Here is an 18,677-nt window from a genome sequence, read left to right on the forward strand (position 1 = left end):
AAGTTACAACCGTTCGGGCGGATTAAAAAACATGAGCTGCTTCAAGGACATGCGCCGACCTTCAAAAGATCGCGACCAGGCCGCGGTCTTTTGATCCTATTGCACCAACACTTCATCCGCCCGGCCGCCCTCTTGCTGGATCACCAGGTGAATGAAGTGCAGCCTGGCGATCACCGCCGGCGGCAAGACGAACGGATAGAAGTCCGGCTGGCCCATACTGCGTGACAACTCGTTGAGCATGCCGGCCAGTTCGATCCACGCGTTGACGAACGACAGGAACGCCGGCCCGCCGGGATGCTGCGGATCAAACAGCGTGCTAGGTGGAAACGGCTGATAGTCGAACTCCATTTCCTGGGCACTCATGCCAAAACACAGAGCGGTGTCCACCGCATCCATCATGTGCAGGTAGTGAGCCCAGGTTTCCGCCCAGTCTTCCCAAGGGTGCATGGTGGCGTAGGCGCTGACGTAATGTTGCTGCCAGTCGAGCGGCGCACCTTGTTGATAATGCTGCTCAAGAGCCTCGGCGTAGCTGGCACGCTCGTCGCCGAACAGGCCGCGGAACGGTTCCAGCCAGGCACTGTTGGCGATCAGTCGGTCCCAGTAGTAATGCCCTGTCTCGTGCCGAAAGTGACCGAGTAGCGTGCGATAGGGTTCGTGCATCTGCACGCGAACCTGCTCGCGGTGAGCGTCGTCGGCTTCTTTGATATCGAGGGTGATCAGGCCGTTGGCGTGCCCGGTGGTCGGCGGCTTGCCTTCGAGGTCGATACCGATGAAATCGAAGGCCAGACCAGCCCCTTCGTCCACCGTTTTGGGAATGACCTGCAAGCCCAGGCTGAGCAACTGCGCCACCAGACGACGCTTGGCGGTTTCCACTTTGCGCCAGCGTTCGTGATTCTCGGGAATCGACAGGTCGGGGATGGTGCGATTCAGGCTACAGGCGATGCACAACCCATCGTGATGATTGGCCGGCAATAACCAGTTGCACGCAGCCGGGGAATCGAGATTGGCGCAACGGCGGAAAATACCGGCGTCAGGGTCGGCATCGAGCAACCAGGTATCCGCTTGCGGGCCGGGTTGCAGCGATGACAAGCGACTTTGCTGCGGCTGATAGCCCAGTGCCGCCGAACAGGCCAGGCACTGGCTGTTGCGAAAGAACAGCGACTGCCCGCAGCGACAATGCCAGACCTTGCTGTTGCGCGAACGCTCACCCATGAAGGGCGCGGCGATGCGTGAACTGAGCTGTTCGAAGAAGCGGTACATGGCGATCTCTCTTTGGGGACTGCCAAGACTAGATCATTGCTCAGACATGATCGTTCCCGCACCAAACAGCCTCCTGATGAAGATCAGCTTTTGTGGCGAGGGGGCTTGTCGGAACGCCGCATCGCCCGGTTCGGCGGCGAAGCTGTCGCAAATCCTGCCAGCATGGTACGCCTAAAAAATCGCGAGTACCGGTTCCAGGGCCGCTACGCGACCCAACGGGAGCAAGCTCCCTCGCCACAGGCCCGGGTTAGATCGGGATGTTGTATTCCTTCAGACGAGCGACAAACGCCTCTTCATCCAGCACTTTCAACCCCAGCTCATTGGCCTTGGCCAGCTTCGAACCTGCGCCCGGCCCGGCGACCACGCAATGGGTCTTGGCCGACACCGAACCGGCCACCTTGGCCCCGAGGCTTTCAAGTTTGTCCTTGGCAACGTCGCGACTCATCAGTTCCAGCGAACCGGTCAGCACCCAGGTCTGCCCAGCCAGCGGCAATCCTTCGACGACTTTTTTCTCGCTCTGCCAATGCATGCCGAAATCGCGCAGCTGCTTTTCAGCGGACTCGGCGAGCTGACGGTTTTCTGCGACCGCAAAAAACTCACGCACCGAGGTCGCCTGCTTCTCCGGCAACGCCTGGCGCATGTCCAGCCAGTCAGCATTCATCACCGCTTCAAGCGAGCCGAATTTGTCGGCAAGCTTCTGCGCCCCGCCCGGCCCGACCGAAGGAATGTTCAGCTTGTCGAGAAAACCGCCAAGCGTGGTGCTTGCAGCGAATTCAGCCCCCAACGCCCCCTGATCCTGAATCTGCAAGCCGTGCTTCAACAGATTGGCAATCACCTGCTGGTTATGCGGGTCTTCAAAGAAGCTGTGAATTTCGTGAGCCACTTCCAGCCCGACATCCGGCAAGTACGTGAGTACTTGCGGCAATGCCTGCTGAACCCGCTCCAGCGAGCCGAGAGACCGTGCAAGCACCTTGGCCGTCTCTTCGCCGACATCAGGGATACCCAAGGCGTAGATGAACCGCGCCAGACCCGGCCGCTTGCTGTCTTCGATAGCGCCGAGCAGGTTCTTGCTCGACAGCTCGGCAAAGCCTTCGAGGTCGACGATTTGTTCGAAGGTCAATGCGTACAAATCGGCTGGCGAATTCACCAGACCTTCGTCCACCAGTTGCTCGACGCTCTTCTCGCCCAGCCCTTCGATGTCCATGGCGCGGCGTGAAACGAAGTGAATGATCGCCTGCTTGAGTTGCGCACCGCAGGCCAGACGGCCGACGCAGCGATACACCGCACCTTCGCTGACAGTCTCGCGCCCCTTGCTGCGCTTGACCAGTTGCGTACGCTCGACATGCGAACCGCAGACCGGGCAATGCTCGGGAATCTGTACCGGTCGTGCATCCTCAGGACGACGCTCGATGACCACTTGCACCACTTGCGGAATCACGTCACCGGCGCGACGGATGATCACGGTGTCGCCGATCATCAGCCCCAATCGCGCAACTTCATCCATGTTGTGCAGCGTCGCATTGGCCACGGTAACACCGGCGACCTTGACCGGTTTCAAGCGTGCCACCGGCGTCACGGCACCGGTGCGGCCGACCTGAAACTCCACATCGAGCAACTCGGTGAGCTCTTCCATCGCCGGGAATTTATGCGCGATGGCCCAACGCGGTTCGCGAGCACGGAAACCCAACTCGCGCTGGGAGGCAATGCTGTTGACCTTGAACACCACGCCGTCGATTTCATAGGGCAGCGCATTGCGGCGTTCGCCGATGTCGCGGTAGTAATCCAGGCACTCATCGATGCCACGAGCCGATTTCAATTCATGACTGATCGGCATACCCCAGGCTTTGAGTTGCTGCAGATTGCCAATGTGCGTGTCGGCGATATCGGCGGAAACCTGGCCGATGCCGTAGCAGCAGAATTCCAGCGGACGGTTGGCGGTGATCTTTGAATCCAGCTGCCGCAAGCTACCTGCCGCCGCGTTCCGCGGGTTGGCGAAGGTCTTGCCGCCCATTTCCAGTTGCGTGGCGTTGAGCCGCTCGAAACCGGCCTTGGACATGAACACTTCGCCGCGCACTTCCAGGGTCGCCGGCCAGCCGCTGCCATGCAGCTTGAGCGGGATATTGCGCACGGTGCGCACGTTGACGCTGATGTCTTCGCCCGTGGTGCCATCGCCGCGAGTGGCGCCGCGCACCAGCATGCCATCCTGATACAGCAGGCTGACCGCCAGGCCATCGAGCTTGGGTTCGCAGCTGTACTCCACCGCTGCGCCGCCACCGAACAGGTCGCCGACCGGCAAGTCCAGACCTTCCGTCACCCGGCGATCGAATTCGCGCATGTCGGTTTCTTCGAAGGCGTTGCCAAGGCTGAGCATCGGCACTTCATGACGCACCTGAGTGAACGCCGACAGCGCCGCACTGCCGACGCGCTGGGTCGGCGAGTCGCTGGTGATCAGTTCGGGATGGGCCGCTTCGAGCGCCTTGAGTTCATGGAACAAGCGATCGTATTCGGCGTCCGGAATGCTCGGTTCATCCAGCACATGGTAGCGATAGTTGTGCTGATCGAGCTCGGCGCGCAGCTCTAGAATGCGGGTTTCGGCGGCAGTCATGGGTGTTCTCTCATAAAGCAAAAGAGCAGCCGAGGCTGCTCAATCTTTTAAATACGGTAGCGCAAAGCTGTGGACACTGTGGCGAGGGAGCTTGCTCCCGCTCGGCGGCGAAGCCGTCGTAAAACCAGTGAATGCGGTGTATCTGGATGGGGCTGCTTCGCGGCCCAGCGGGAGCAAGCTCCCTCGCCACAGAAGCCTGCCCCAGTCATTCGTTTAGCGCTTCTGGGTCAATGCGCGGCGTTCGAACTCGACGATGCGCTGACGGTAGTGCTCAATCGTCTGGGCGGTCAGCACGCTGCGCTGGTCGTCCTTCAGTTCGCCGTTCAGCTCCTGGGACAGCTTGCGTGCCGCCGCCACCATCACGTCGAAGGCTTGCTTCGGATGACGCGGGCCTGGCAGACCGAGGAAGAAGCTCACCGCCGGGGTGCTGAAGTGGTCGATATCATCCAGATCGAAAACGCCCGGCTTGACCGCGTTGGCCATCGAGAACAGCACTTCGCCGTTACCGGCCATGCTTTCGTGGCGGTGGAAAATGTCCATCTCGCCGAAACGCAGACCGCTTTCCAGAATGTTCTGCAACAGCGCCGGGCCCTTGAAGCCGGCCGGGTCGCGGCAGATCACACTGATCACCAGCACTTCTTCGGCTTGTGGCTGATCTTTTTCAGGTGAGCTGGCGGACTTGCGGTCATCCGGGAAATCGTTGTCACGGCTGCTGAAGCTCGGGCCACCGTCCAGGTCCAGGCTGAGGTTCATATCGCCTTGCGACGGCTCGCCATGGCCACGCTTGCCGCGCTTGGAACCCGATTCGCGCGGTTCACGGGCAGGCATGCTCACCGACGGCAGGTCGTGCTCGTCCAGTTGCGGTTCTTTCTGGGTATCCAGCACGCGGGGCGGGCCCAACAGCTCGGCGCTGGTGTCCTCGTCCGGCAGGTTGGACAGACTTCGGTCAAGACGGAATTTCAGTTTTCCCTTGCCGCCGCGCATGCGACGCCAGCCATCGAAAAGAATACCGGCAATGACAATAATGCCGATGACGATCAGCCACTCGCGCAGACCGATTTCCATGTAATCCCGTGCCTCTATAAAAAATGCTGAAAAATAAGGGGTTTACATTGTGTAAACCGCTTTAAAACGTGGCGCCAACTCTATGTTCTGACAGGCGTTTTGCCCACGTATACGAAAAATTGACATTAAACTAGCACGACCAAAGATAACTTTACACCGTCTGTCACAATGGCTTGCGCGAATATGTCGATTGGCCAGCAAGTCAAGCCAGGTAAAAAAGCCCTACAGCTTAAAATTACCTGTCCTACATGCAATGACTCAGGCGTCCACCATGGCCATCGCCTCCTCCACATCCACTGCCACCAGACGCGAGCAACCCGGTTCATGCATCGTCACCCCCATCAATTGATCGGCCATTTCCATGGCGATCTTGTTGTGGGTGATATAGATGAACTGCACCGTCTGCGACATCTCTTTGACCAGCCGCGCGTAGCGTCCAACGTTAGCGTCATCCAATGGCGCGTCAACTTCATCGAGCATGCAGAACGGCGCCGGATTCAACTTGAAGATGGCAAATACCAGGGCCAATGCGGTCAGGGCTTTTTCGCCACCGGAGAGCAAATGGATGGTGCTGTTCTTCTTTCCTGGCGGCCGCGCCATGATCGTTACCCCTGTATCGAGTAGATCTTCGCCCGTCAGTTCCAAATAGGCGCTGCCTCCACCGAAAACTTTTGGGAAAAGGGCCTGTAAACCGCCATTGATCTGATCAAAGGTATCTTTGAAGCGGTTTCGGGTTTCCTTGTCGATCTTGCGAATCACGTTCTCGAGAGTGTCCAGTGCTTCCACCAGATCGTCGTTCTGGGCATCCAGATAACGTTTACGCTCGGATTGTTGCTGGTATTCGTCGATGGCCGCGAGGTTGATCGCGCCGAGGCGCTGAATCCGCGCGGCAATACGCTCGAGTTCTTCTTCGGCGTCTTTCTCGCTGGCCCCGGCCACCAGTGTGGCGAGCACGCCATTGAGATCGTAGCCATCTTCGAGCAATTGATCCTGCAAGGTCTTGCGCCGCACCGTCAACGCTTGCCATTCCATGCGTTGCTGTTCGAGCTGGCTGCGAATCAACTGGGATTGCTGCTCGGCCTGAGTCCGGCGCTTTTCAGCATCGCGCAGTTCACGGTCGGCGTCTTCCATGGCGATTTGCGCGGTCTTGAGCTCTTCGTCGACGGTCATGCGTTTGTCGAGCAACTCTTCGAGCTTCAGCCGCAGCTCTTCCAGCGGTGCCTCGCCCTCTTCCAGATTGAGGCTCAGCTGTTCGCGCTTCTCGGTCAGGCGCTCTGCCTGCATTTCCAGCCGCTCAAGGGCCTGACGGGTGGAATCGTGTTGCGCCTTCAACGACCCCAGGCGCACCGCCAATTGATGCGCATGGTCCTTGTGCTGCCGGGCTTCCTGGCGCACCCGGTCGAGGCGTTCGCGCAGGCTGTCGCGCTGGGCCAGCAGCAACTCGCGCTGCTCGGTATCCAGCGCCATGCTGTCGAGGGCTTCCTGCAATTGCAGGCGCGCTTCGCCGATGTTTTCGTGTTCCAGGGCGCGCTGCTCGCCGAGCTCGGTGAGTTCTTCATCGAGACGGCTGCGGCGCAGGGTCAACTGTTCGACCTTGGCTTTACCAGCCGACAACTGGGCTTTCAATTCGCCCTGCTGACGCGCTTCGTCTTGCAGCAGACGGCGCAAATGTTCGCGGCCGTTTTCCTGCTGACGCTGTTGCGCCCTTAGATTCTGAAGTTGGGTTTCCAGAGTTTCAACCGTGGCTTCGCGTTCTTCACGCTCCAGGCCCAGCCGTTGGATTTCCTGGCCACGGGCGAGCACGCCGCTTTCTGCCTCGCTAGCCCGACGTACGCGTAAAAAGTGCCTGCCAACCCAGTAGCCGTCGCGGCTAATCAGGCTTTGGCCGGCAGCCAATTGCCCGCGCAAGGCCAAGGCCTGTTCAAGGCTGTCGACCGGTTTGACCTGCCCCAGCCAAGGCGACAGATCGATCTGCGCCTCGACCTTGTCGAGCAAACTGCCGGGCATGCGCACGCCATCGCTGGCCGGGCTGAGCAGGCGCAGATCGCCTTGGGCGAACCCGGCCAGATCGAAATCACCGAAGTCGTCCACCAGCACCGCTTGCAGGTCGGCGCCGAGCACGGTTTCCACCGCCAGCTCCCAACCCGCTTCAACTTTCAGGCCTTCGGCCAAACGCGGACGATCCGCCAGATGCTGTTCGCGCAGCCATTCGGCGGTGCCGGTGCCCGGATCGAGCGCAGCTTGCTGCAAGGCTTCCAGCGATGCCAGCCGACCGTTGAGCCGCTGCAAATCACCTTGGGCTTGCTGCTGCGCCGACAACGCTTGCTGCAACTCCTGACGCAGTTGCTCAAGACGTTCGACTTGCGCCTCTTCACTGGCCTGCAAGTCTTCCAGCGTCGCCTCGGACGCGGCCAACTGCTCGCTGAGCTCCATGATCGCCGCGTCTTCCGGGTCCGCCGAAAGCAGCGCGCGCTCTTCGGCCAGACGCTTCTGACGATCGGCCAATCGCTCCATGCTGGTTTCCAGCTGCTGGATCCGCGACTGCTGAACTTCAGCCTGGCGACGGGGCTCGGCGGCGGTGAGGTTGAAGGTGTCCCACTGCTCCTGCCAGCCATGCATGGTGGTTTCGGATTCTTCCAGTGCGGCGGCGGCCTCTTCGGCGGCGGCGCTGGTGACTTCCTGTTCCGGCGTGAGCATGTCCAGCTCTTCGCCCAAAGTCAGCAGTAAGGTGCGGTCATGGCCCAAGTGCGATTCGGTTTCCAGCCGCGCGCGCTCGGCTTCTTTTAGATCGTCCTGCAATTGACGCAAGCGCTGCTGACCGTGCTGGATACTCTGCTCGACCCGGGCGATGTCGCCGCCGACCGAATAGAAGCGCCCCTGCACCAGATTGAAGCGCTCGGACAGGTCGTGATGCCCGTCACGCAGGCGTTCAATGGCCGCGTCGGCATTGCGCTGCTCGGCCACCAGAGCTTCGAAGGTGATTTCCTGGGTGCCGATGATCGCTTCGCGCTGGCCAACCTGCTCGTTCAGCGCCTGCCAGCGCAGGGCTGACAACTGGGCCTTGAGCTGACGCTCTTCGCCCTTGTATTCCTGATACTTCTTGGCGGCCTCGGCCTGGCGGTGCAAGCGTTCAAGCTGACGCTCGAGCTCTTCGCGCAGGTCGGTCAGGCGGGCCAGGTTTTCGTGGGTGCGGCGGATGCGGTTTTCGGTTTCGCGTCGACGCTCCTTGTACTTGGAGATGCCCGCCGCTTCTTCGATAAAGTTGCGCAGGTCTTCCGGCTTGGCTTCGATCAGCTTGGAGATCATCCCCTGCTCGATGATCGAATAGCTGCGCGGGCCGAGACCGGTGCCGAGGAAAATGTCAGTGATGTCACGACGACGGCATTTGGCGCCGTTGAGGAAATAACTGTTCTGGCTGTCGCGGGTCACTTTGCGGCGGATGGAAATTTCCGCGTAGGCGGCGTATTCGCCGATCAAGGTGCCATCGGAGTTATCGAACACCAGCTCGATGCTCGCCTGGCTCACCGGTTTACGGCTGGTGGAGCCGTTGAAGATGACGTCGGTCATCGACTCGCCGCGCAAGTTCTTGGCCGAGCTCTCGCCCATCACCCAACGCACGGCGTCGATGATGTTCGACTTGCCGCAACCATTGGGCCCGACCACCGCCGCCATGTTACTGGGGAAGTTCACCGTGGTCGGGTCGACGAAGGATTTGAACCCCGCCAGTTTGATGCACTTGAGCCGCACGCTTAAGCGACCGTCAAGGCAGAAACCACCAGATCGCAACTGCGCTGGGCATACGCCGTCAGCACCACGCGGATCTGCGCAAAGTCACGGGCCAGCACGGCGGCCAGCAGGCGTTCGAACAGTTCCAGGAACTCGCTCATCGAGGCCTTGCGCTGCTCCAACGCCAGGAAATACGCACGGCTCATGGCCGGCTGCAGATTCTCGACGGTTTCCTGCAAGTACGGGTTGTTGGCGAACGGATACGCGGCACGCATCACACTGAAGCTGTCGTCGACGAACGTGCGGATGTCCTGCCGTTCGTAGCTGGCGGTCAGGCGCTGCTGGATCTGCAGGAATGGCGCCATGTCGGCCTGGACTTGCCAACCGCTGGCCACGGCGTTGCCGAGCAATATGTACAACTCGCTCATCAGCGTGCACAGGCTCTGCACCTTATGCGCCGTCAGTTCAGTCACGTGGGCGCCACGTCGCGGTAAAATCGCGATCAAGTGGCGGCGCTCGAGGATCAGCAAGGCCTCACGGACTGAACCGCGGCTGACATTGAGGGCCAGCGTGACCTTCTGTTCCTGGATGCGCTCCCCCGGCTTCATTTCGCCGCGAATGATACGTTCGGCGAGGTGGTGAGCGATTTGCTCGGCGAGGCTGTCCGGCGCCTTGAACGTCATGGTTGTCCTTCAAACTCTTCGATCTGCACAAGCGGCGCAGTGTAGCGCAATTGAGGGGTCATGGCGGAGTGCCCACCCAGCGGTTTTTGGCACGATTCAAGCAAAAAGCAGGCTATCCCGTGAGGGTCAATAATGAAGGAACGAGTCGTTGATCGACAAAATGCCATTTCCTGACCTTTAAGTCAGAAAATCATTGACCGGAAAGTCAGACCTGATAAATTCGGCTCATGTCGGTTAACAACAATAATGAGTTTGCGAGGCCATCCGTGATCCAGTTTTTACTCAACCAGGAACTCCGTAGCGAGCACGCCCTGGACCCGAACCTGACTGTGCTCAATTACTTGCGCGAACATGTGGGCAAATCCGGCACCAAAGAAGGCTGCGCCAGCGGTGACTGTGGCGCGTGCACTGTGGTGGTCGGCGAGCTGCAGACGGATGACGATGGCCGCGAACACATTCGCTATCGCAGCCTCAACTCGTGCCTGACCTTTGTTTCGTCGCTGCACGGCAAGCAACTGATCAGCGTCGAAGACCTCAAGCACAAGGGCGAGTTGCACAGCGTGCAAAAAGCCATGGTTGAGTGCCACGGCTCGCAGTGCGGCTTCTGCACCCCAGGCTTCGTCATGTCGCTGTTCGCCCTGCAAAAGAACAGCGATCAACCGGACGCCCACAAGGCTCATGAAGCCCTGGCCGGCAACCTCTGCCGCTGCACCGGTTATCGGCCGATCCTGGCCGCCGCCGAGCAATCCTGCTGCGACAAGCAACCGGACCAGTTCGATGCTCGCGAAGCGCAAACCATCGCTCGCCTGAAAGCCATCGCCCCCACCGACATCGGTGAACTCAACAGTGGCGACAAACGCTGCCTGGTGCCGTTGACCGTGGCCGATCTGGCCGACCTCTACGACGCTTATCCACAGGCCCGCCTGCTGGCCGGCGGTACCGACCTGGCGCTGGAAGTCACGCAATTCCACCGCACCTTGCCGGTGATGATCTACGTCGGCAACGTCGCCGAAATGAAGCGCATCGAACGCTTCGACGATCGCCTGGAAATCGGCGCCGCCACCGCCCTCTCCGACTGTTACGACGCTTTGAAGGCCGAGTACCCGGACTTCGGCGAATTGCTGCAGCGCTTCGCTTCGTTGCAGATTCGCAACCAGGGCACCCTCGGCGGCAATATCGGCAACGCCTCGCCGATCGGTGACTCGCCACCGCTGCTGATCGCCCTTGGCGCGAAGATCGTGCTGTGCAAAGGCGAGGCTCGCCGCACCCTGGCCCTGGAAGATTACTTCATCGATTACCGGGTCACCGCGCGCCAGGAAAGCGAGTTCATCGAGAAGATCATCGTGCCCCGCGCCAGCGCTGAACAACTGTTCCGCGCCTACAAGGTGTCAAAGCGTCTGGACGACGACATTTCCGCAGTCTGCGCAGCCTTCAACCTGCGCATCGACAATGGCGTAGTCGCCGACGCCCGCGTTGCTTTCGGCGGCATGGCGGCCATCCCGAAACGTGCGAAAAACTGCGAAGCCGCGCTGGTTGGCGCACCGTTCCACAACGCCACCATTGAACGCGCCTGCGCCGCACTGGCCGAAGATTTCACACCGCTCTCGGACTTCCGCGCCAGCAAGGAATACCGCCTGCTCAGCGCGCAGAACCTGCTGCGCAAATACTTCATCGAACTGCAAACACCGCACATCGAGACTCGGGTGACCGCTTATGTCTAATCATCACGCCGTAGAGAAGACCCAAGCCGAACTGGCTGAATTGTTCGCCAAGGACCTGACCACCGGCGTCGGCCGCAGCGTCAAGCACGACAGCGCCGCCAAGCATGTGTCCGGTGAAGCGCAGTACATCGACGATCGGCTGGAATTCCCCAATCAGCTGCACGTTTATGCACGGCTGTCGGACCGCGCCCATGCGAAAATCATCAGCATCGATACCAAGCCCTGCTACGCCTTTGAAGGCGTGCGCATCGCCATCACCCACGAAGACGTGCCGGGCCTGAAAGACATCGGCCCGTTGTTGCCGGGCGATCCGCTGCTGGCCATCGATGATGTGCAGTTCGTCGGCCAACCGGTTCTCGCCGTCGCCGCGAAAGACCTGGAAACCGCGCGCAAAGCCGCGATGGCGGCGATCATCGAATACGAAGACCTCGAACCGGTTCTGGACGTGGTCGAAGCCCTGCGCAAACGCCATTTCGTGCTCGACAGCCATACGCACCAGCGCGGCGATTCGGCCAATGCCTTGGCCACTGCCGAGCATCGCATCCAGGGCACGCTGCACATCGGCGGCCAGGAACACTTTTATCTGGAAACCCAGATCTCTTCGGTGATGCCGACTGAAGACGGCGGGATGATCGTTTACTGCTCGACCCAGAACCCCACCGAAGTGCAGAAACTGGTGGCGGAAGTGCTGGACGTGTCGATGAACAAGATCGTCGTCGACATGCGCCGCATGGGCGGTGGTTTCGGCGGCAAGGAAACCCAGGCGGCAAGCCCGGCGTGCCTGTGCGCGGTGATCGCGCACCTGACCGGTCAACCCACCAAAATGCGCCTGCCGCGTGTCGAAGACATGCTGATGACCGGCAAGCGTCACCCGTTCTACGTCGAGTACGACGTGGGCTTCGACAGCACCGGCCGCCTGCACGGCATCGCCCTGGAGCTGGCCGGTAACTGCGGTTGCTCACCGGATTTGTCGGCGTCGATTGTCGACCGCGCGATGTTCCATGCCGACAACTCGTACTACCTGGGCGATGCGACCATCAATGGTCACCGCTGCAAGACCAACACCGCATCGAACACCGCTTACCGTGGCTTTGGTGGCCCGCAAGGCATGGTCGCCATCGAAGAAGTGATGGACGCCATCGCCCGCCATCTGGCCCTCGATCCGCTGGCGGTGCGCAAGGCCAACTACTACGGTAAGACCGAGCGCAACGTCACCCATTACTACCAGACCGTCGAGCACAACATGCTCGAGGAAATGACCGCCGAACTGGAAGCCAGCAGCCAGTACGCCGAGCGCCGCGAAGCGATCCGTCGCTACAACGCCAGCAGCCCGATCCTGAAAAAAGGCCTGGCGCTGACCCCGGTGAAATTCGGTATTTCCTTCACCGCCAGCTTCCTCAACCAGGCCGGTGCGTTGGTGCATGTCTACACCGACGGCAGCATCCACCTGAACCACGGCGGCACCGAGATGGGCCAGGGCCTGAACACCAAGGTTGCACAAGTGGTGGCTGAAGTATTCCAGGTGGAAATGGACCGGGTGCAGATCACCGCGACCAACACCGACAAAGTGCCGAACACTTCGCCGACCGCCGCTTCCAGCGGCGCCGACCTCAACGGTAAAGCCGCACAGAATGCCGCGGAAATCATCAAGAAACGCCTGGTGGAATTTGCCGCGCGACAATACAAGGTCAGCGAAGAAGACGTGGAATTCCACAACGGTCATGTGCGGGTTCGCGATCACATCCTGACGTTCGAAGCGCTGATCCAGCAGGCGTATTTCGCCCAGGTGTCGTTGTCGAGCACTGGCTTCTACAAGACTCCGAAAATCTACTACGACCGCAGTCAGGCTCGCGGTCGGCCATTCTACTACTACGCCTTCGGCGCGGCCTGCGCCGAGGTGATCGTCGACACCCTGACTGGCGAGTACAAGATGCTGCGTACCGACATCCTCCACGACGTCGGCGCCTCGCTGAACCCGGCCATCGACATCGGTCAGGTCGAGGGCGGCTTCATCCAGGGCATGGGGTGGCTGACCATGGAAGAACTGGTGTGGAACGACAAAGGCAAACTGATGACCAACGGCCCGGCCAGCTACAAGATCCCGGCCGTGGCGGACATGCCGTTGGACCTGCGGGTGAAACTGGTGGAAAACCGCAAGAACCCGGAAGACACGGTGTTCCATTCCAAGGCTGTGGGTGAGCCGCCGTTCATGCTTGGCATCGCCGTCTGGTGCGCGATCAAGGACGCCGTGGCGAGTTTGGGCGACTACCGGCATCAACCGAAAATCGACGCGCCGGCGACGCCGGAGCGGGTGTTGTGGGGCTGTGAGCAGATGCGTCAGTTGAAGGCGGTGAAGGCCGTCGAAACTGAGTCGGAAGTAGTGGTTTGATCGTTCCCACGCTCTGCGTGGGAATACAGCCCGCGACGCTCTGCGTCGCATTGTGAACAGCGGACGCGGAGCGTCCAGAGATGCATTCCCACGCCGAGCGTGGGAACGATCTTGAGAGGTGAACATGTATAACTGGATCGACGCCCTCGCCGACCTGCAAAACCGGGGTGAACCCTGTGTGTTGGTGACCATCATCGAAGAGCTCGGCTCGACGCCGCGCAATGCCGGCTCGAAGATGGTCATCAGCGCCACGCAAACGTTCGACACCATTGGTGGCGGGCATCTGGAATACAAGGCCATGCAGATCGGCCGCGAGATGCTTGCCAGCGGCCGGCAGGACACCCATCTGGAGCGCTTCAGCCTCGGCGCCAGCCTGGGCCAGTGCTGCGGCGGCGTGACCGTGCTGCTGTTCGAACCGATGGGCCAGGTGCAAGCGCAGATTGCTGTATTCGGCGCCGGACACGTCGGTCGGGCGCTGGTGCCGCTGCTCGCCAGCCTGCCCTGCCGGGTGCGCTGGATCGATTCGCGGGAAGCCGAATTCCCCGAACAGATCCCCCACGGTGTGCGCAAAATCGTCACCGAAGAACCGCTGGATGAAGTCGATGACCTGCCCGCTGGCAGCTACTGCATTGTCATGACTCACAACCACCAGCTCGACCTCGAACTCACCGCCGCGATCCTCAAGCGCAACGACTTCGCCTACTTCGGCCTGATCGGTTCGAAAACCAAACGGGTGAAATTCGAACACCGCCTGCGTGATCGTGGTTTCGACAGCGCCGTGCTGCAACGCATGCGCTGCCCGATGGGGCTGGGCGAAGTCAAAGGCAAGTTACCTGTGGAAATCGCCATCTCCATCGCCGGCGAAATCATCGCCACCTATAACGCGAATTTCGGCCAGCACACCGCCAGCGCCGGATCATCGATCGCCAAACTGCTGCCTGCTTCGCGCCGCAGCCAAGCTTCTAACTGAAGAGCTTCGAACTGAAAAGCCTCGAATTGAAAAGCTTCGAACTAATTGAGAACCCAAGCCAATGACTCGCAAAGCCTACCGCGCCGCCATTCTGCACAGCATCGCCGACCCTGCCGAAGTGGGTATCGAAGCCTCGTATGAGTATTTCGAAGACGGCCTGCTGGTGGTCGAGAACGGCCAGATCAACGCCATCGGCCACGCCAGCGAATTGCTGCCAACGCTGCCGGCCGACATCGAGATCACCCATCATCAGGACGCACTGATCACCCCCGGTTTCATCGATACCCACATTCACCTGCCGCAAACCGGCATGGTCGGCGCCTACGGCGAGCAACTGCTGGACTGGCTGAACACCTACACCTTCCCGTGCGAAAGCCAGTTCGCCGACAAGGCTCACGCTGACGAAGTGGCGGATATTTTCATCAAGGAACTGCTGCGCAACGGCACCACCACCGCCCTGGTCTTCGGCAGCGTGCATCCGCAATCGGTGAACTCGTTTTTCGAGGCTGCCGAGCAACTGGATCTGCGGATGATCGCCGGCAAGGTGATGATGGATCGCAACGCGCCGGACTACCTGACCGACACTGCCGAATCGAGCTACGTCGAAAGCAAGGCGCTGATCGAACGCTGGCACGGCAAGGGCCGCCTGCATTACGCCGTCACCCCGCGCTTCGCCCCGACCAGCACCCCGGAGCAACTGACCCTCGCCGGCCAGTTGCTCAGCGAATACCCGGATCTGTACATGCAGACCCACATCAGCGAAAACCTCAAGGAAGTCGAGTGGGTCAAGGAACTGTTTCCGGAGCGCAAGGGCTACCTGGACGTCTACGATCACTACCAACTGCTCGGCGAGCGCTCGGTGTTCGCCCACGGCGTGCACCTGTGCGACGACGAATGCGCGCGCCTGGCGCAGACCGGATCGGCGATTGCGTTCTGCCCGACCTCGAACTTCTTCCTCGGCAGCGGCTTGTTCAACCTGCCGATGGCCGAGAAGCACAAACTGAATGTCGGACTGGGCACGGACGTCGGCGGCGGCACCAGTTTCTCGCTGCTGCAAACCCTGAACGAAGCGTACAAGGTCATGCAGCTGCAAGGCGCACGGCTGAGCCCGTTCAAGTCGCTTTACCTCGCCACCCTCGGCGGTGCCCGCGCGCTGCGCCTGGAAGACCAGATCGGCACCCTGCAACCGGGCACCGACGCGGACTTCCTGGTGCTGGACTACAACGCGACGCCGCTGCTGAGCTATCGCCTGAAGCAGGCCAATAACATAGCCGAGACGTTGTTTGTGTTGATGACGCTGGGGGATGATCGGACTGTGCTGCAGACGTACGCGGCGGGGAATCTGGTGCATCAGCGTTAAGGTTTTTCGGGCATAAAAAATCCCCCGCATTCATTGATTGCGGGGGATTTTTTTGTCGCCTGTCAGACCGCTATCGCGACTCGGCCCGATTTATAGCTTGGCAGTCGAGCGCCCTGGCTTCTTGGTCTGCAACAGATGCGAGAACACCGCATGCAAATCATCCGACGCGCTTTCTTCGTCGAGGTTGAGTTTGCTGTCGATGTGGTCCATGTGATGCATCATCAAATCCACCGCCAGCGTCGCGTCCCGCGCTTCGATGGCGTCGATCAGCTGGGTGTGTTCATCGTAGGAACAGTGGGAACGGTTGCCGCTCTCATACTGGGCGATGATCAGCGATGTCTGGGACACCAGGCTGCGCTGGAAGCTGATCAGCGGCGCGTTCTTCGCCGCCTCGGCCAGTTTCAAGTGAAACTCGCCCGACAGACGAATACCGGCACCGCGATCGCCACGGGAGAAGCTGTCGCGCTCGTCGTTGACCATCTGCCGCAAGTCGGCAATCTGCTCGGCAGTGGCGTGCTGCACCGCCAATTCAGTGATCGCCCGCTCCACCAGACGCCGCGCCATGAACACCTGACGGGCCTCTTCAACACTCGGGCTGGCGACGACAGCGCCGCGATTCGGACGCAGCAACACCACGCCTTCATGGGCCAGACGCGACAGCGCGCGGCGAATGATGGTGCGACTGACCCCGAAAATTTCCCCCAGCGCTTCTTCGCTCAACTTGGTGCCGGGCGCCAGACGCTGTTCGAGGATGGCCTCGAAGATATGCGCGTAGACAATATCGTCCTGGGTACCGCTGCGGCCGGCTTTGCCTGCTCGCGGTTGTTTCTTGAGGGGTTGCAACTGTTCGTTCATGGGCACTCGAGTCGGGAGAACTGCGGCGAATTGACCGTGACTGTAATACGGCACAGTGGGTCACTGGCAAGTATCGCGTAAAAAACACTGCAATTGTACACAATGGCGGGTGGCAACACGACTGTACGGCTGTTTGTCGCCTTTGCTGTATCGCAACGCCCGGTTACGTTTCAGTTTAGGCTTGAACGCACAAACCTGTGGGCGGGAACTGAAATGAAGAGACCATTGTGGCGAGGGAGCTTGCTCCCGCTCGGCGGCGAAGCCGTCGTTGATGCTGCTAACGCGCTTCATCTATCTGAGCGCATTGGATTGTTTGGGGGGCCGCTTCGCAGCCCAGCGGGAGCAAGCTCCCTCGCCACAAAAGCTCCCCGGAGTTGATTATTTCTATAAAACAAGGAACACCGCTGTCATGACCGACGCCACGCACACGCAGCTTCGTCCCCTGACCGACACGTCGCCCTCGGCCATCGTCGCCGGGTTCATCGCCATGATGACCGGTTACACCAGTTCGCTGGTGCTGATGTTCCAGGCAGGCCAAGCGGCGGGCCTGAGCAGCGGGCAGATTTCGTCGTGGATCTGGGCGATCTCCATCGGCATGGCGGTGTGCTCGATCGGCCTGTCCTTGCGCTATCGCACCCCGATTACCATTGCCTGGTCGACCCCCGGCGCGGCGTTGCTGATCACCAGCCTGGGCGGTGTCAGCTACGGCGAGGCCATCGGCGCCTACATTACTTGCGCAGTGTTGGTGACCGTGTGCGGCCTGACGGGCAGTTTCGAACGGCTGGTGAAAAAGATTCCGGCCTCGTTGGCGGCGGCGTTGCTGGCGGGGATTCTGTTCAAGATCGGCAGCGAGATTTTCGTCGCCGCCCAGCACCGCACCGCGCTGGTCCTGTGGATGTTCTTCACGTATCTGCTGGTCAAGCGCCTGTCACCACGCTACGCCGTGCTCGCGGCACTGCTGATTGGCACCGCGCTGGCCGGTTTCATGGGGTTGCTGGATTTCAGTGGCTTTCACCTGGAAGTCGCGACGCCGGTCTGGACCACGCCGCATTTCTCCCTGGCCGCGACCATCAGCATCGGCATCCCGCTGTTCGTGGTGGCGATGACCTCGCAGAACATGCCGGGCATCGCCGTTTTGCGCGCCGACGGCTACAACGTCCCGGCCTCGCCGCTGATCACCACCACTGGGATTGCCTCGCTGCTGTTGGCACCGTTCGGCTCCCACGGCATCAACCTGGCCGCCATCAGCGCAGCGATCTGCACCGGGCCGCACGCCCATGAGGATCGCAACAAGCGCTACACGGCAGCGGTCTGGTGCGGGATTTTCTACGGGATTGCCGGAGTGTTCGGCGCGACACTGGCGGCGTTGTTTGCCGCGTTGCCTAAAGAACTGGTGCTGTCGATTGCCGCGCTGGCGCTGTTCGGCTCAATCATCAACGGGCTGAGCATTGCCATGGCGCAAGTGCAGGAACGGGAAGCGGCGCTGATTACCTTTATGGTGACGGCATCGGGGCTGACGCTGTTTTCCATCGGTTCGGCGTTCTGGGGGATTGTCGCGGGGGTGTTGACGCTGGTGATTCTGAATTGGCGCAAGGCCTGAAAAAAACGGCGACCCTTGGGTCGCCGTTTTTTAGAACATCAGGCTACCGGATTGATCGGCTTTTCCGGGTACCAGACGTCGATCAGCGGGCTGACAGTAGCTTCTGTCAGTTCGCTGCGGCCCTTGAGCCAGGCTTCAACAGCGGCACGCTGTGCTTCGGTCACCGAGCCACGCTTCTGCAGGCAAACCAGACCGAAGTCATCGCCGCCCACATAACCCAGACCGTTGGCTTCCATGGCTTCTTTCAGGAACGCGTCGAGGAAAGCATCAATGGCTTCATCAGCCAAATCTTCTTTGAAATCCAGGTTCAGTTCGAAACCCAGCTCTTGAAATTCATCGACGCACAGTTTTTTGCGCAGACGCTGGGAACGGTTAGTCGCCATTGGAACAATCCTCATAAGTAATAACGGGCGGCACTTTAGCAGTTTAAGGCGCCGATTACC

At 60.4% G+C, this 18,677-nt stretch carries 12 protein-coding genes; 5 read left to right on the forward strand and 7 right to left on the reverse strand.

Going from position 1 to position 18,677, the window contains the following annotated elements; translation table 11 throughout:
* Nucleotides 1–96 precede the first annotated feature (96 nt).
* From LOY28_RS20385 to LOY28_RS20405, 5 genes are all read right to left on the reverse strand, one after another.
* A complete protein-coding gene (locus LOY28_RS20385; RefSeq protein ID WP_018925285.1) occupies nucleotides 97–1,260 on the reverse strand; it encodes a putative zinc-binding metallopeptidase in 1,164 nt (387 codons plus the stop codon).
* A gap of 247 nt (nucleotides 1,261–1,507) precedes the next feature.
* The gene (ligA, locus tag LOY28_RS20390) at nucleotides 1,508–3,865 is read right to left on the reverse strand and encodes an NAD-dependent DNA ligase LigA (RefSeq protein ID WP_258612451.1); all 2,358 of its coding nucleotides are present in this window, start codon (nucleotides 3,863–3,865) and stop codon (nucleotides 1,508–1,510) included.
* Nucleotides 3,866–4,078: 213 nt separating this feature from the next.
* Nucleotides 4,079–4,930: a cell division protein ZipA gene (gene zipA, locus LOY28_RS20395; RefSeq protein ID WP_018925283.1), complete on the reverse strand. Its 852-nt coding sequence runs from the start codon at nucleotides 4,928–4,930 to the stop codon at nucleotides 4,079–4,081.
* A gap of 258 nt (nucleotides 4,931–5,188) precedes the next feature.
* Entirely contained in the window at nucleotides 5,189–8,677 is a 3,489-nt protein-coding gene (gene smc / locus LOY28_RS20400; RefSeq protein WP_258612452.1) for a chromosome segregation protein SMC, read from the reverse strand.
* A gap of 2 nt (nucleotides 8,678–8,679) precedes the next feature.
* Nucleotides 8,680–9,339 (reverse strand): GntR family transcriptional regulator, encoded by a 660-nt coding sequence (locus tag LOY28_RS20405; protein WP_064619154.1) that lies wholly within the window; start codon nucleotides 9,337–9,339, stop codon nucleotides 8,680–8,682.
* Between the two features lie 266 nt (nucleotides 9,340–9,605).
* Here LOY28_RS20405 and xdhA point away from each other — a divergent pair, with 266 nt between their 5' ends.
* The 4 genes from xdhA to guaD all read left to right on the forward strand — a co-directional run bounded on the left by xdhA (nucleotide 9,606) and on the right by guaD (nucleotide 15,779).
* Entirely contained in the window at nucleotides 9,606–11,060 is a 1,455-nt protein-coding gene (xdhA, locus tag LOY28_RS20410) for a xanthine dehydrogenase small subunit (protein ID WP_258612453.1), read from the forward strand.
* Nucleotides 11,053–13,449 carry a xanthine dehydrogenase molybdopterin binding subunit gene (gene xdhB / locus LOY28_RS20415; protein ID WP_258612454.1) on the forward strand — a complete coding sequence of 799 codons (2,397 nt, stop codon included), beginning with the start codon at nucleotides 11,053–11,055 and terminating at the stop codon, nucleotides 13,447–13,449. Before xdhA ends, xdhB begins: the two co-directional genes overlap by 8 nt.
* A 124-nt stretch (nucleotides 13,450–13,573) precedes the next feature.
* Nucleotides 13,574–14,419, forward strand: a complete 846-nt coding sequence (gene xdhC / locus LOY28_RS20420; RefSeq protein ID WP_019579882.1) for a xanthine dehydrogenase accessory protein XdhC — start codon at nucleotides 13,574–13,576, stop codon at nucleotides 14,417–14,419.
* A gap of 61 nt (nucleotides 14,420–14,480) precedes the next feature.
* Nucleotides 14,481–15,779, forward strand: a complete 1,299-nt coding sequence (gene guaD, locus LOY28_RS20425) for a guanine deaminase (RefSeq protein ID WP_258612455.1) — start codon at nucleotides 14,481–14,483, stop codon at nucleotides 15,777–15,779.
* 90 nt (nucleotides 15,780–15,869) lie between these two features.
* On the opposite strand, the gene LOY28_RS20430 is transcribed toward guaD, so the two are convergent.
* The gene (locus tag LOY28_RS20430; protein ID WP_007941070.1) at nucleotides 15,870–16,634 is read right to left on the reverse strand and encodes a GntR family transcriptional regulator; all 765 of its coding nucleotides are present in this window, start codon (nucleotides 16,632–16,634) and stop codon (nucleotides 15,870–15,872) included.
* Nucleotides 16,635–17,043: 409 nt separating this feature from the next.
* Between LOY28_RS20430 and LOY28_RS20435 the strand changes: the two genes are divergently transcribed.
* Complete coding sequence (locus tag LOY28_RS20435; protein ID WP_258612456.1) at nucleotides 17,044–18,234, forward strand: benzoate/H(+) symporter BenE family transporter; 1,191 nt, start codon at nucleotides 17,044–17,046, stop codon at nucleotides 18,232–18,234.
* A 38-nt stretch (nucleotides 18,235–18,272) separates the two neighbouring features.
* Here LOY28_RS20435 and LOY28_RS20440 read toward each other — a convergent pair whose 3' ends face one another.
* Nucleotides 18,273–18,617: a YggL family protein gene (locus tag LOY28_RS20440; RefSeq protein WP_007941073.1), complete on the reverse strand. Its 345-nt coding sequence runs from the start codon at nucleotides 18,615–18,617 to the stop codon at nucleotides 18,273–18,275.
* Nucleotides 18,618–18,677: the final 60 nt, after the last annotated feature.

This window comes from Pseudomonas sp. B21-017 (assembly GCF_024749245.1).
In the GTDB taxonomy this organism is placed as follows: domain Bacteria; phylum Pseudomonadota; class Gammaproteobacteria; order Pseudomonadales; family Pseudomonadaceae; genus Aquipseudomonas.